This window comes from Streptomyces sp. NPDC088794, from assembly GCF_044750545.1.
Lineage (GTDB): Bacteria > Actinomycetota > Actinomycetes > Streptomycetales > Streptomycetaceae > Streptomyces.
The window spans coordinates 47832-61304 of the sequence record NZ_JBIVKB010000026.1; the positions used below are offsets into that span (position 1 = coordinate 47832).

General features: G+C 71.7%; 11 protein-coding genes. 10 read left to right on the forward strand and 1 reads right to left on the reverse strand.

Features of this window, described 5'->3' with window-relative positions; translation table 11 throughout:
* Window positions 1–81 precede the first annotated feature (81 nt).
* The 10 genes from ACIP6U_RS45695 (at window position 82) to ACIP6U_RS45740 (ending at window position 11409) form a co-directional block, all read left to right on the forward strand.
* Window positions 82–2226 (forward strand): RICIN domain-containing protein, encoded by a 2145-nt coding sequence (locus tag ACIP6U_RS45695; protein ID WP_401729224.1) that lies wholly within the window; start codon window positions 82–84, stop codon window positions 2224–2226.
* Between the two features lie 69 nt (window positions 2227–2295).
* Complete coding sequence (locus ACIP6U_RS45700) at window positions 2296–3084, forward strand: thioesterase family protein (protein ID WP_401729145.1); 789 nt, start codon at window positions 2296–2298, stop codon at window positions 3082–3084.
* 174 nt (window positions 3085–3258) lie between these two features.
* Window positions 3259–4599 (forward strand): MSMEG_0569 family flavin-dependent oxidoreductase, encoded by a 1341-nt coding sequence (locus tag ACIP6U_RS45705; RefSeq protein ID WP_401729146.1) that lies wholly within the window; start codon window positions 3259–3261, stop codon window positions 4597–4599.
* 3 nt (window positions 4600–4602) lie between these two features.
* Window positions 4603–5418 (forward strand): amidohydrolase family protein, encoded by an 816-nt coding sequence (locus ACIP6U_RS45710; RefSeq protein ID WP_401729148.1) that lies wholly within the window; start codon window positions 4603–4605, stop codon window positions 5416–5418.
* Between the two features lie 55 nt (window positions 5419–5473).
* Complete coding sequence (locus ACIP6U_RS45715; protein ID WP_280877547.1) at window positions 5474–5995, forward strand: MSMEG_0572/Sll0783 family nitrogen starvation response protein; 522 nt, start codon at window positions 5474–5476, stop codon at window positions 5993–5995.
* A 10-nt stretch (window positions 5996–6005) separates the two neighbouring features.
* Window positions 6006–7097 carry an MSMEG_0568 family radical SAM protein gene (locus tag ACIP6U_RS45720; RefSeq protein ID WP_401729150.1) on the forward strand — a complete coding sequence of 364 codons (1092 nt, stop codon included), beginning with the start codon at window positions 6006–6008 and terminating at the stop codon, window positions 7095–7097.
* Between the two features lie 5 nt (window positions 7098–7102).
* A complete protein-coding gene (locus ACIP6U_RS45725; RefSeq protein WP_401729151.1) occupies window positions 7103–8536 on the forward strand; it encodes an MSMEG_0567/sll0787 family protein in 1434 nt (477 codons plus the stop codon).
* Window positions 8533–9384, forward strand: coding sequence for a carbon-nitrogen hydrolase family protein (locus tag ACIP6U_RS45730; RefSeq protein WP_401729153.1), 852 nt, complete (start codon window positions 8533–8535; stop codon window positions 9382–9384). Before ACIP6U_RS45725 ends, ACIP6U_RS45730 begins: the two co-directional genes overlap by 4 nt.
* Window positions 9381–10217, forward strand: coding sequence for a carbon-nitrogen hydrolase family protein (locus ACIP6U_RS45735; RefSeq protein WP_401729155.1), 837 nt, complete (start codon window positions 9381–9383; stop codon window positions 10215–10217). Before ACIP6U_RS45730 ends, ACIP6U_RS45735 begins: the two co-directional genes overlap by 4 nt.
* A gap of 58 nt (window positions 10218–10275) precedes the next feature.
* Window positions 10276–11409: an MSMEG_0565 family glycosyltransferase gene (locus tag ACIP6U_RS45740; protein WP_401729156.1), complete on the forward strand. Its 1134-nt coding sequence runs from the start codon at window positions 10276–10278 to the stop codon at window positions 11407–11409.
* A 208-nt stretch (window positions 11410–11617) separates the two neighbouring features.
* Here ACIP6U_RS45740 and ACIP6U_RS45745 read toward each other — a convergent pair whose 3' ends face one another.
* On the reverse strand, window positions 11618–13390 hold the full coding sequence (locus ACIP6U_RS45745) for a helix-turn-helix domain-containing protein (RefSeq protein ID WP_401729158.1): 1773 nt from the start codon (window positions 13388–13390) through the stop codon (window positions 11618–11620).
* Window positions 13391–13473 lie beyond the last annotated feature (83 nt).

A 13473-nucleotide genomic window follows, 5' to 3' on the forward strand; every position in this document is an offset into this window, starting at 1 on the left:
CCTCAGCAACTCAGGCTAGGAGAACCCGTGTTCCGTCATCTACGCACCGCCTCCCGGGGCCGCAGACCGCTCGCGGTCGCGATGGTCGCCGGGGCGGCAGCGTCGCTGCTGACCGCGAGCCCCTCGCAGGCGGCGGCCACCGCCCTGCCCACCGGCTTTTCCACGCTCACCAACGCGGCCAGCGGCAAGTGTCTGGACGCCAGGTCGGCCGCCACCACGAACGGCACGGCCGTGCAGCAGTACACCTGCAACGGCAGCACGGCCCAGCAGTGGAGCTTCACGACCACCACGGACGGCTACGTCAGCATCAACAACGGCAACAACACCAGCCAGGTCGTCGACATCACCGGTGTCTCCACGGCCGACAACGCGCTGGCCCAGCTGTGGACGTACGGCGGCGGCACCAACCAGCAGTGGCTGCCGGTCGACGAGGGCGGCGGCGCGTACCACTTCGTCAACCGCAACAGCGGCAAGTGCCTGGACGACCCGGCCGCCTCGACCGCCGACAGCGTGCAGCTGGTCCAGTACACCTGCAACGGCAGTGCCGCCCAGCGCTTCCAGGTGGCCGCCGTGAACCCGCCGTCGTCCGGCAACCCCGACCTCGGCCCGAACGTGGTCGTCTTCGACCCGTCGATGTCGGCGTCGACCATCCAGAGCCGCGTGAACACGATCTTCTCGCAGCAGGAGACGAACCAGTTCGGCTCCCAGCGCTACGCCGTGATGTTCAAGCCGGGCACCTACAGCGCCAACGTCAACGTCGGCTTCTACACCCAGGTGCTGGGCCTCGGTCTGACCCCGGACGCGGTCAACATCAACGGCGCGGTGCACGCCGAGGCCGACTGGTTCCAGGGCAACGCCACGCAGAACTTCTGGCGCGGCGCGGAGAACCTCTCCGTCACCCCGACCGGCGGCTCCGACCGCTGGGCGGTCTCGCAGGCGGCGGCCTACCGCCGGATGCACCTGCGCGGCAACCTCGCGCTGGACGACGGCGGTTGGTCCAGCGGCGGGCTGCTCGCCGACAGCAAGATCGACGGCCAGGTCAACTCCGGCAGCCAGCAGCAGTGGCTGACCCGCAACTCGCAGCTCGGCAGCTGGACCGGCTCCAACTGGAACATGGTCTTCGTCGGCAGCCAGGGCGTCCCGGGCACCAGCTTCCCCAACCCGCCCTACACGACGGTCGCGCAGACCCCGGTCACGCGTGAGAAGCCGTTCCTGTACGTCGACAGCGCCGGCGCCTACCAGGTGTTCGTACCGTCGCTGCGCTCCAACTCGACCGGGACCAGCTGGGCTTCGGGCTCGCCGGCCGGCTCGTCGCTGTCCATCGACAGCTTCTACATCGTGAAGCCGGGCGCGACCGCCGCTCAGATCAACGAAGCACTGGCGGCCGGCAAGAACCTCCTGGTGACGCCCGGTGTCTACCACCTCAACCAGACCCTCCAGGTGAACCGCCCCGACACGGTGATCCTCGGCCTCGGCCTCGCCACCCTGATCCCGGACAACGGCATCACCGCGATGAAGGTCGCGGACGTCGACGGCGTGAAGGTCGCGGGTCTGCTCTTCGACGCGGGCACCACCAACTCGCCGTCCCTGATGGAGGTCGGCCCGAGCGGCTCGTCCGCCACCCACACCGCCGACCCGACCTCGCTGCACGACGTGTACTTCCGCGTCGGCGGCGCGGGCGTCGGCAAGGCCACCAACAGCCTGATCGTCAACAGCGACAACGTGATCGGCGACCACATGTGGATCTGGCGCGCCGACCACGGCTCGGGCGTCGGCTGGACCAGCAACACGGCCGACAACGGCCTGACGGTCAACGGCGACAACGTGACGATGTACGGCCTGTTCGTCGAGCACTATCAGAAGTACCAGACCATCTGGAACGGCAACGGCGGGCGCACGTACTTCTACCAGAACGAGATGCCCTACGACCCACCGAACCAGGCGTCCTGGATGAACGGCTCCACCCAGGGCTACGCGGCCTACAAGGTCGCCGACTCGGTCACCAGCCACCAGGCCTACGGGCTCGGCAGCTACTGCTACTTCAACGTCAACCCGGGCGTGGTGGCCGCGCGTGCCATCGAGGCGCCGACCAACTCCAACGTCCGCTTCACCAGCATGCTGACGGTGTCCCTGGGCGGCACGGGCACCATCAGCCACGTCATCAACAACACGGGAGGACCGTCCAACTCCTCCAACAACGTCGCCAACCTGACCAGCTACCCGTAACGGATCTCCCGGTCGCGGTGGTCGTAGGCTGCTGGACGAGCCTGCGACCACCGCGAGGAGATCCATCCGTTGAGCAGTTCAGCCGCCTACTACGAGCGCATCGACGACCACCGCTACAAGCCCACCCCGCACACGGGCGGCGCCTGGTCCTCCGACGAACAGCACTTCAGCCCCCTGGGCGGCCTCATCGCCCACGCGCTGGACCGCCACATCGGCGAGCGCCCCGGGCTGCTGCTGTCCCGCATCAGTTTCGACATCCTCGGCCGTCCTGCCCTGGACGAGTGCGAGATCAGCGTCGAGACGGTCCGCCCCGGCCGCACCATCGAGCTCCTCGAAGCCGTGGTGCGGATCGCCGGGCGCCCGGTGGTCCGGGCCCGCGCCTGGCTGCTCGCCGCCGTCGACACCACGGCGGTGGCGGGCGGCCCCGACGCCCGGCTCGCCCCGCCCGAGTCCCTCGACCCGTGGAAGATGGCCGACGCCTGGCCGGGCGGCTACATCGCCTCGATCGACGTCCGCCCCCTCGCGCCGCCGCAGCCGGGCCGCACCACCGCCTGGATCTCCACCGAGCTCGACCTCGTCGCCGGCGAGCCCAGCGGCCCGCTCGCCTCCTACCTCGCGCTCGTGGACACGGCCAACGGCATCGCCGTACGGGAGTCGCCCGCCGAGTGGATGTTCCCGAACGTCGACCTCACGATCCACCTGCACCGCCAACCGGTGGGCTCCTGGACCGGGTTGGACACGACGGTCACCTTCGGCCCGACCGGCCAGGGCCTGACCAGCACGGTCCTGTACGACATCGAGGGCCCGGTCGGCCAGGCCCAGCAGCTCCTCACGGTCCGCCCGCAGCCGGGACTCTGAAGCGTTTTTTGCCTCGGAGGCAACTCAGGGTGCCCATCTCCCCACCCACCGTGAGGACCACGTAACTCCGCTTTATTCCGGATGACTTGGACCGGTAACGGCCGGTGGCTGAAGTGGGTCCCACAGGCAGCGCCGAGGTGTAAAGACCTCGGCGCCTCGCGTGGGAGGGATGTCATGCCCGAGACCTACCCCGAGACCTACTCCGACACGCGCCGGCTCGCCGGTGCCCACTTCCCGGTCGCCGTCATCGGCGGCGGCCAGGCCGGCCTCTCGGTCAGCCACTGCCTGCGCGAACGCGGCATCGAGCACGTCGTCGTCGAGGCGAACCGGGTCGGGCACGAGTGGCGCAGCCGCCGCTGGGACTCCTTCTGTCTGGTCACCCCCAACTGGCAGTGCAGGCTGCCCGGTTACCCCTACCGGGGCGACGACCCCGACGGCTTCATGGTGCGCGAGGAGATAGTGCGCTACCTGGAGGGATACGTCGCCCACTTCCGGCCTCCGCTGGTGGAGGGCGTGTCGGTCACCCGGGTGCGCAGGCCGGCCGGCGGGACGTACGAACTGGCTACGACCGCGGGCGACTTCACCGCGGAGCAGGTCGTCGTGGCGACCGGCCCGTACCACCGCCCCAAGGTCCCGCGCGCCGCCGAACGCCTGCCCGCCGGGATCGAGCAGGTCCACTCCTCCGCCTACCGCAGTCCCGCCCAACTCCCCGACGGGGCCGCCCTGGTGGTGGGCACGGGACAGTCCGGCTGCCAGATCGCCGAGGACCTGCACCTCGCGGGCCGGCAGGTGCACCTGGCGGTCGGCAGCGCCCCGCGCGTGGCCCGCTTCTACCGCGGCCGGGACTGTGTGGCCTGGCTGGACGAGATGGGCCACTACACCCGGTCCATCGACGAGTTCGACGACGCGGGCGCGGTGCGCATGCGGGTCAACCACTACGTCACCGGGCGGGACGGCGGCCGGGACATCGACCTGCGCGCCTTCGCGAAGGACGGCATGCGGCTGTACGGCCGGCTGACCTCGGTCGACGGCCCGGCCCTGGAGTTCGCCGACGACCTCAAGGTCAACCTCGACCACGCGGACGCCGTGGCGGAGGGCATCAAGGACGCCATCGACGCCCACATCGCGGCCCACGGCATCGACGCCCCGACCGAGCCCCGCTACACGCCGGTGTGGGAACCGGACGTCCAGGCGGGCGAGTTGAACCTGGCGGAGGCAGGCGTCACCTCCGTCGTCTGGGCGACCGGCTTCGCCCGCGACCACCGCTGGATCGAGATCCCCGCCTTCGACGGACGCGGCTACCCGATGCACTGGCGCGGTGTCACCAGCGTGCCGGGGCTGTACTTCGTGGGCCTGCCCTGGCAGCACTCCTGGGGCTCGGGGCGGTTCGAAGCGGTGGGCAGGGACGCCGAGTTCATCGCCGGGCACATCGACGCGGGCCGCCGCCTCGCCGACGTCTGCGGCACCCTCACCGGCGCCCCGACCCGGGTCGCCGCCGCGGTACCGGTGGGCTGAGCCATGGTGTACGACGCCCACCGCCACATCGGCGTACTGCCCGCCTTCCCCTTCTACGGCGGCCCGCCGGTGCACCCCGACACCACCGCCCGCGCCACGGTCAAGCAGCTGCTCGCAGACCTGGACGCGGAGGGCACCGAACGCGCCCTGGTCATCCCCAACTACGGCGTCCCCGACCCCGAGATCGCCTTCTCCTTCAACGAGTTGGCCATCGAGGCCGCCCAGACCGACGACCGCATCCGCGCCGGCCTCTGGGTCTCCCCGCGCCCCGAGGACGCCCACCGCACGGACCTGGCCCTCGCCCTCGCCGGCGAACGCGGGGTACGGGCCCTGAAGCTGAGCTTCCTGCTCGGCGGCCGGCCCACCGACCCGGCCTGCCGCCCCCAACTGGACCGCATCTTCGCCGTCGCCGCCCACCACGACCTGGTCGTCCACGTCCACACCTCCCCCGGCGCCGCCTCCGACATCGACGAGGTCGGCCACCTCGTGGACTGGTACGCCGATCGGGTCGCCGTCCATCTCGTGCACTTCGGCGGCGGGATGAGCGGCCACATCAAGCTCGCCGGGTCCCGCTTCTTCGACTGGATCGCGGCCGGCAAGCGCGTCTACACCGACCTCTCCTGGGCCATCGGGTTCCTGCCGTACTGGCTGGCCCGGGAGATCGAGCACCGCGGCCTCGGCCACGACCGCGTGCTCTTCGCCAGCGACCAGCCCTGGGGCGACTTCACCGGCGAGTACGCCCGGATGACCGCCGCGACCGGCGGTGGCGAACTCGGCGACCGGGTCTTCCGGGACACGTTCGCCACGCTCTACGACTGACCCTTCCCGCAGCTCCGACCCGTCCTTCACCTCCCGTACGCGCAAGGAGACAGCCATGTCCGAAACCGTCGAACTCAGCGAGATCGAGCAGAAGTCCCTCACCGAGATCCCGCACCCGTCGCTGCCCGAGGGCACCAGCATCTACGGCGCGACCAAGGTGTTCCCCGACTACAAGGCGGAGGACGGCGAGACCTACTTCACGCTCGTCCACGGCATCGCCCACGAGTCGTCGGTGTCCTTCGTCGCCGTGCTCCAGGCGACCCGCGCACTGCGCAAGGGCTTCGAGACCGCCATCTACTTCTACGGCCCCGGCTCCCTCAACTGCCTTGCCACCCGCGGCTTCCCGACCACCGGCACCTCCGCCTTCCCCGGCGAGCACAACATCAACAACCAGCTCAAGACGTTCATCGCCGAGGGCGGCAAGGTGTTCTGCTGCCGCTTCGGCCTCTCGCTGCACGGCGCCCGCGAGGAGGACCTCATCGAGGGCGTCATCCCCACCCACCCGCTGGACGTCCAGGACGCGCTGATCCACTACGCGCGCAAGGGCGCCATCATCAACTCGACCTACCAGCTGTAGGGGGCACGCCGTGAGCGTTGGCACCGGATCGACCAGTACGGCCGTGGACGTCCGCATCCTGACCCGCGCCGAACTCGCCCTGCGCGGAGTGGCGTTGGACACTCCTGTACGGCGCCCCGACGGCGCGGGCCCCAGTGACGACGGGCACATGGTCGTCGACGGTGCCAACGCCGCCCTCCCCACCAACCCGGCCAGCCCCTACCGCGTCCGCGACGGCAGGGTGTGGCTCGGCGAGGAGGACACGGGCCTGACCCTGACCGCCGTGCGCCGCCCGAGGTTCTACGACCTGACGACCACCGACGGCGTCCCCTACGAGCACATCGCCCGGCTGCACGGCGCCGACGTCCTCGCCACCACCGTCGTGCAGACCTGCATCCGCTACGCCGAGTCCGACCGCTGCCGCTTCTGCACCATCGAGGAGTCGCTGCGCGCCGGGGCCACGATCGCCGCCAAGACGCCGGCGCAGCTCGCCGAAGTGGCTGAAGCGGCGGTGCGGTTGGACGGCGTCCAGCAGATGGTGATGACCACCGGCACGACGACCGGGCCGGATCGCGGCGCCCGCACCCTCGTACGGTCGGTGCGCGCCGTCCTCGAAGCCGTGCCCGGACTCCCCGTCCAGGTGCAGTGCGAACCACCCGGCGACCTGTCCTGGATCGGCGCCCTGCACGACGCCGGGGCCACCGCGATCGGCATCCATGTGGAGTCCCTGGACGACGAGGTGCGCCGGCGCTGGATGCCCGGCAAGTCGGCCGTCCCGCTGGCCGAGTACGAGGCCGCGTGGGACGAGGCGGTCCGCGTCTTCGGCCGCAACCGTGTCTCCACCTATCTGCTGATCGGACTGGGCGAGGATCCCGACGAACTCATAGCCGGCGCGGGCAAGTTGATCGACCGGGGCGTCTACCCCTTCGTCGTCCCCTTCCGCCCCATGCGCGGCACCCTCGCCGCCCGGGACGGCATCCCCGCGCCGAGCGCCGAGTTGCTGCGGTACGTCACCGAGGGCGTCGCCGCGAAGCTGGTCGCCGCCGGGATGAGCGGCGCTGACCAGAAGGCGGGGTGCCCGGCCTGCGGGGCGTGCAGTGTGCTCAAGACGGCGGGCGGGTGAGAGAGATGTATCTCGACGGATCCTCGGCTGCGCCGGTGCGGGACGAGCCCTTCGACGTCCTGGCCCTGCTCGGCGACCGCAGCACGCTGGCTCGCCGACCTGCCTTTCACATCGAACAGGCCGACGGTCGGGCCGAGTTGACGGAATACCGGCGACTACGCCGGGATGTCTTCGTCCACGAACAGGGGCTGTTCGCCCGGGACGACGCCGACGACCGCGACCTCGATGCGCGCACAGTGGTCCTGGTCGCGAGGGCGCCCGACGGCACCGTGGTCGGCGGCGTGCGGCTCGGGCCGGTCGACGACGGGCCCGACATCGGCTGGTGGCAGGGCGGCCGGCTGGTCGTCTCGGCCCACGCCCGCGGCCCGCACGGCATCGGCGCCGCTCTGGTGCGTGCCGCCTGCGCACGGGCCGAGGCCGAGGGCGCCCTGCGCTTCGACGCGACCGTCCAGGCCCGCAACGAGCTGCTGTTCCGCCGGCTGGGCTGGCGGTCCGTGCGGACGACCGAGGTCGCGGGCGCGCCGCACATCGTGATGCGGTGGCCGATCGGACGCATCGCGGCGCAGGCGGCGGCCACCAAGTCCGCGCTCGGACCGCTCCTTTCGGCCCTCTCCCCCGGTGGCGCCGGTTTCGTCGGCGACGACGGCGCCCCCGTCCCCACCACCGACGTGATCGCCGCGTGCGACGCGATCGTGCCGTCGATGGTCGAGCGCGACCCGGAGTGGGCGGGCTGGTGCGCGGTCCTGGTCAACGTCAACGACCTCGCGGCGATGGGCGCTTCACCGCTCGGCCTGCTGGACGCGGTGGGCGCGCGGGACGCGTCCCATGCCGCGCGGGTGCTGGCCGGACTGAGCAGGGCGGCACGGGCGTACGACCTCCCGGTCCTCGGCGGGCACACCCAACTCGGCGTCCCCGCCGCCCTGTCGGTGACCGCCCTGGGCCGCACCGCGCACCCCGTGCCGGGTGGTGGGGGTCGCCCCGGGCACGCGGTACGGCTGACGGCCGACCTGGCCGGCGGCTGGCGAGCGGGCTACCGGGGCCGTCAATGGGACTCGACGAGCCACCGCCGTACGCCCGAACTCCGCGCCATGACGGGGGTGGTGGCCGCCGCTCGTCCTGCCGCCGCGAAGGACGTGTCGATGGCCGGGATCGCCGGCACCCTCGGGATGCTCGCCGAGGCGAGCGGGTGCCGGGCGGTGCTCGACGTGGCCGCGGTGCCACGCCCGTCGGAGGCCTCGACGGGCGACTGGCTGACCTGCTTCCCCGGCTACGCGATGCTCACCGCCGACGCACCGGACCGTCCGCCACTGGCCGCGGGACCGGCCGTCGGTGCCGTCTGCGGTGAGTTGACCGAGGGACAAGGCGTCGGACTGCGCTGGCCCGACGGAGAGATCACCGAAGCGGTCACCTCCACCGTGACCGGGATGGGAGCCGCATGAGCACGCTGCGCATGGCCGCCGTGGCCGCCGAGTTCGGCCGCGACCTGGAGGAGGACTTCGCGATCGCCGAGCGCCTGATCAAGGAGGCACGGGAGGAGGGCGTACGACTGCTGGCGCTGCCGGAGGCCTGTCTGGGCGGTTATCTGCTGAGCCTGGACGACGGGGCCGAACTGGACGAGGGGCCACCGGCGTTGGCGCTCGACGGCCCGGAGATCCGCCGACTGGCCGCGCTGGCGGGCGAGTTGACGGTGGTCGCCGGCTACTGCGAGGCGGATCCGGACGGCAACCGCTACAACAGCGTCGTCTGCGTGCACGGCGACGGCGTCCTGGGCAACCACCGCAAGGTGCACCAGCCGTTGAGCGAGGACGCCAGCTACTCGTCGGGCGACCGCTTCCACGCCTTCGACACACCGGTCGGGCGGCTCGGCATGATGATCTGCTACGACAAGGCGTTCCCGGAGTCGGCGCGGGCGTTGGCGCTGGACGGCGCGGAGATCGGCGTCTGTGTGTCGGCCTGGCCGGGCGCCCGCACGAACGCGACGGCGGACCTGGCCGAGGACCGCTGGAAGCGCCGTTTCGACCTCTTCGACCGGGCCAGGGCGCTGGAGAACCAGATCATGTGGCTGTCGGCGAACCAGTCAGGCACCTTCGGCTCGCTACGCTTCGTCGGCAGCGCCAAGGTCGTCGACCCGGGCGGCGAGATCCTGGCCGACACCGGCGTCGGCGCGGGCGTGGCGATCGCCGAACTGGACGTCGTACAAGCCCTGGAGACCGCTCGCCGGTCGATGGGTCACCTGCGCGACCGGCGTCCGGAGACCTACACACCCGCGGGAGCAGTCACCGTATGAGCACCGTCCGGATCGCGGCCGTGGCCGCCCACTTCGGCCGCGACCTGGAGTTCGACCTGGCGAGGATCGCCAAACTCATCGACGACGCACGGGCGTCGGGCGCGGGCCTGCTGGTCCTGCCGGACGCGGCACTGGGCGGCTATCTCGCCGACCTGCGCCACCCGGACCCGGAGGCACTGCCCCCCGCCCTGAAGCCGGACGACCCCCTCCTCCTCCAAGTCGCGCGCCTGGCCGCCGAGATGGTGGTCTGCGTCGGCTACTGCGAGGACGGCGGCACCGAGCGCTACAACGCCGCGGTCTGTGTCTCCGGCGACGGCGTCCTCGGCCGCCACCGCAAGGTCCACCTCCCGGCGGGCGAGGTCGCGGCCTACTCCCCCGGCGACCGCTTCGACGCCTTCGACACCCCGGTGGGGCGCGTGGGCATGCTGATCGACTACGACAAGACCTTCCCGGAGTCGGCGCGTTCACTGGCGCTGGACGGAGCGGAGATCCTGGCGTGCCTCTCCGCGTGGCCGACCAGCATCACCAACCGCGCGCCCCGCATGGCCCAGGACCGCCAGGCCAAGCTCTTCGACCTCTACGACCAGTCCCGCGCCGCCGAGAACCAGGTCGTCCTCGCCTCCTCCAACCAGACCGGCGCGATGGGCGGCATGCGCTTCCTCGGCCAGGCCAAGGTGGTCGGCCCCGGCGGCGACATCCTCGCCCGCACCTGGTCCAAGGCGGGCCTCGCGGTGGCCGAGATCGACATCGCGGCGGAGATCGACCGGGCACGACGGGTGCTGCGGCATCTGGACGAGCGGCGGCCGGGGGCGTATCGGGAGACGCGGTCGTGACCGCCGAGCGGGAGTACGTCCGGGTGGCTGGGACCGCCCTGCGAAGGGAGCACGTCCGTTGAAGATCGCCCTGCTCAGCTACTCCACCAAGCCGCGCGGCGGGGTCGTGCACACCCTCGCCCTCGCGGAGGCGCTGGCCGCGCTGGGCGAGGACGTCACGGTGTGGACGCTCGGCCGAGGCGGGGATCAGGGGTTCTTCCGGCCGGTGGACGCGCGGGTGCGGCTGCGGATCGTGCCGTTCCCGGACGGCCCCGCCGACGAGTCGACCGGTGCCCGCATCCTCCGCTCCATCGCCACCCTCCGCGCGGCCTTCGACCCCGCCCCCTACGACGTCGTGCACGCCCAGGACTGCATCAGCGCCAACGCGGTGCACGGCCGCTGCGTCCGCACGGTCCACCACCTCGACCGGTTCACCACCCCCGAACTGGCCGCCTGCCACGAACGCGCCATCGTCGAACCCCACGCCCACATCTGCGTGTCGGCGTCCGTCGCAGCCGAACTCGCCGAAGGCTGGGGCATCCAGGCGACGGTCATCCCCAACGGCGTCGCGTACGACCGCTTCGCCGCCGCGGCCCAGGACGCGGAGGGCAGGTCCAACTGGCGCCGCCGCCTGGGCCGTTACATCCTCACGGTCGGCGGCATCGAACCCCGCAAGGGCTCCCTGGACCTGCTGGAGGCGTACGCGCTGCTGCGCGCCCGGCATCCCGACGTACGGCTGGTGATCGCGGGCGGCGAGACCCTCTTCGACTACCGCGACTACCGGGCCCGCTGGGAGACGCGGGCGGCCGAACTCGGCGTAGAGCCGGTCGTGTTGGGACCCGTCCCGGACCCTGACCTGCCCACCCTCGTGGCCGGCGCCGACGCCTTCGCCTTCCCGTCCCTCAAGGAGGGGTTCGGGCTCGCGGCGATGGAGGCACTGGCGGCGGGCGTACCGCTGGTGGTGCGTGATCTGCCGGTGCTGCGGGAGGTGTTCGACGGGGCGGCCCGATTCGCGGGCACGGCACGGGAGTTGGCGGAGGAGTTGGGGCGGGCGCTCGCGGACGACGAGGGGACCGCACGGCGGGAGTCCGGGCGGAGGCTGGCCGCGCAGCACACGTGGGAGGCGGCGGCTCGGGGCCACGTCGACTTCTATCGCGGCGTCGAGGAGAAGCACTCCCCGGACGAGAGGCGCTCGGAGGAGGAGACGCGCTAGTACGGCGGAACTGATCCCCGGCCGCGGATTCGGTCCCGTACGCATGCCGGGCATGGACGGCACGACGAAGACCGACTCTCGGGCCGGGTGCAGGCGGTGATCTTCGCGCACGAGACGGGGTTGGCAGGGCCGGCCCGGCTCCGGCGGCGCGGCCACCGCCGTACGGTCAGCTGCCCTCGATCAACTGCCCTCGATCAACTGCCTACGGTCAGCTCCGCCGGGGGTCGTCCAACAGCGCCTGGCTCTGCCCGCCGAACCACGACATCCCGTACGCTTCGGCCCCGCGCGACGCCTCCCGCAACAACCGGACAGCGTGTTGCTCACTCCCCTGCCCCGCGGCCCGGCGCAGCGCACGGGCGCGGGCCAGGCGGAGGCGGGCGAGTTCCGGTTGGGAGGAGCGGGCCGGGACCTCGGCCTGCCGAAAGTGTTCGAGGGCGGTCTCCGGCTCCCCCGCGGCCAGGGCGAGCAGCCCGCAGGCCCGGGCGGTCGGCCCGAGAAGAACGGTGGGCCACCCGGCGAGCGCGATCTGCTCACCGTCGTGCGGTGAGAGATGCGCACGTAGTTGAGGAACCACCTGCGCCAGCTCCCCCTCGAATCCCCCCTCCAGATCGAGCGCGGCGCAGACCTCCGCGAGGATGACGAGGGTGGGCACGGCCCAGCCGGACGGCGGAAACAGTTCGACGTCGGCGGCGCAGCCGAGGAAGAGATCAGCCCCTTCCGCGTACTGCCCGGTCTCGCACAGGGCGAGGGCGAGTCCGGCGCGCCAGATCGGGAAGTAGGCGTGCCGCTCGACGTCCCCGGCCAGGTCGGAGGTGAACAGCTCGGCCAGCCGCCCCTGTTGACGCAGCAGCCAGTAGGCCTGGCCGAGCCGGGTCTGGCGCAGGTTGTCGGCGGGTACGGCGAAGTCGGCGCTGAGGAGCTCGGTGAATTCGAGGGACTCGCGGAAGACCCAGTCCGCGGCGGCGTCGAAGCGGCCGTGCCAGAGGTCGAGGAGGGCGTCGAGGGTGCGCTGTTGCCAGACGACGAGGGTGCTGTGGGTGTCGGCGGCGTGCTTGCGGTACTGGTTCGCGGTGGCCAGGCCGCTGAAGATCTTGCCGTTGCGCAACTGGTCGATGGCGAGGGCCATGAGCGCCTCGCCACGGAAGTAGGGCGAGTCGTGCCGAGCGGCGGCGTCGCGGAGCTGTTCGGAGAGGACGAGCGCGTCGGGAGCGGACATGAAGTCGTAGCGGGCCCACCGGCATTCGGTGAGCACTTCGCAGCGCACCTCGTCGTCACCGACGTCGGGTAATCGGCGCAGCGTGTCCTCGGCGAGCCGCGCCCCCTCGCCGGGACCGGCCAGGCCCGCCGCGGTGTCCTGGCTGACCGCCAGGGACGTCTTCTTCGCCAGGTGGGCTTCCAGACGCAGTCGCAGGCCCGCGGCCTCGATGCTGTCATCGCCCTGTAACGCGGCCAGACACCTTCGGAGCGACTGCAACAACTCACGGTCGACCTGCCCGGGATCGGACCACCGCCGAGCCATCCGGATCACGGCCTCGGCCTGCGCCCGCGAATCCCCGGCGGCGCTGCGGAAGGCGGCGGTGTAGTGCCGCTCGGCGTCCCGCATCTCACCGGCGGCATGACTGAGATCACCGCGCCGCAACAACCGCCGAAACTCGGCACGGTCCTGCGCGGGAGCCGAACCCGGCTCTCTCCGGGGCGACTTGACCAGGTCGATCGCCCGCTCGCCGGAACCACGCCGACCAGCCCTCTGCTGGGTGTCGGACCCCGGCGCCGGCACCAGACCGACCAACGCCCCCTTGGCACGCAGCACTTCATCACACAGCTGGGCCAACTCCAGTGAGGCCCTGCGCCGCCCGTTCTCGACACGGCTCAGGAAGCTTCGACTGCAGTACACCTTGCCGGCCAGCTCACTCAGCGACAGGCCGGCCGCGATGCGGCGCCGACGCAATTCGGCACCGAATCCGTCGTGCTCGATGATCATCCCCCCAACAGCGCACCGTCCGCCACGTGTTGCCAAAATGCCACTGGCAACAGCCCACCCCTGCAGACCGGCGCGCTTACGAA

What these genes read in the sequence shown, in the direction of transcription:
- ACIP6U_RS45695 (WP_401729224.1), top strand. Translation starts at nt 82, where the DNA reads ATGGTCGCCGGGGCGGCAGCGTCGCTGCTGACCGCGAGCCCCTCGCAG.
- ACIP6U_RS45705 (WP_401729146.1), top strand. Translation starts at nt 3,259, where the DNA reads ATGCCCGAGACCTACCCCGAGACCTACTCCGACACGCGCCGGCTCGCC.
- ACIP6U_RS45710 (WP_401729148.1), top strand. Translation starts at nt 4,603, where the DNA reads ATGGTGTACGACGCCCACCGCCACATCGGCGTACTGCCCGCCTTCCCC.
- ACIP6U_RS45715 (WP_280877547.1), top strand. Translation starts at nt 5,474, where the DNA reads ATGTCCGAAACCGTCGAACTCAGCGAGATCGAGCAGAAGTCCCTCACC.
- ACIP6U_RS45725 (WP_401729151.1), top strand. Translation starts at nt 7,103, where the DNA reads ATGTATCTCGACGGATCCTCGGCTGCGCCGGTGCGGGACGAGCCCTTC.
- ACIP6U_RS45730 (WP_401729153.1), top strand. Translation starts at nt 8,533, where the DNA reads ATGAGCACGCTGCGCATGGCCGCCGTGGCCGCCGAGTTCGGCCGCGAC.
- ACIP6U_RS45735 (WP_401729155.1), top strand. Translation starts at nt 9,381, where the DNA reads ATGAGCACCGTCCGGATCGCGGCCGTGGCCGCCCACTTCGGCCGCGAC.
- ACIP6U_RS45745 (WP_401729158.1), bottom strand. Translation starts at nt 13,390, where the DNA reads ATGATCATCGAGCACGACGGATTCGGTGCCGAATTGCGTCGGCGCCGC.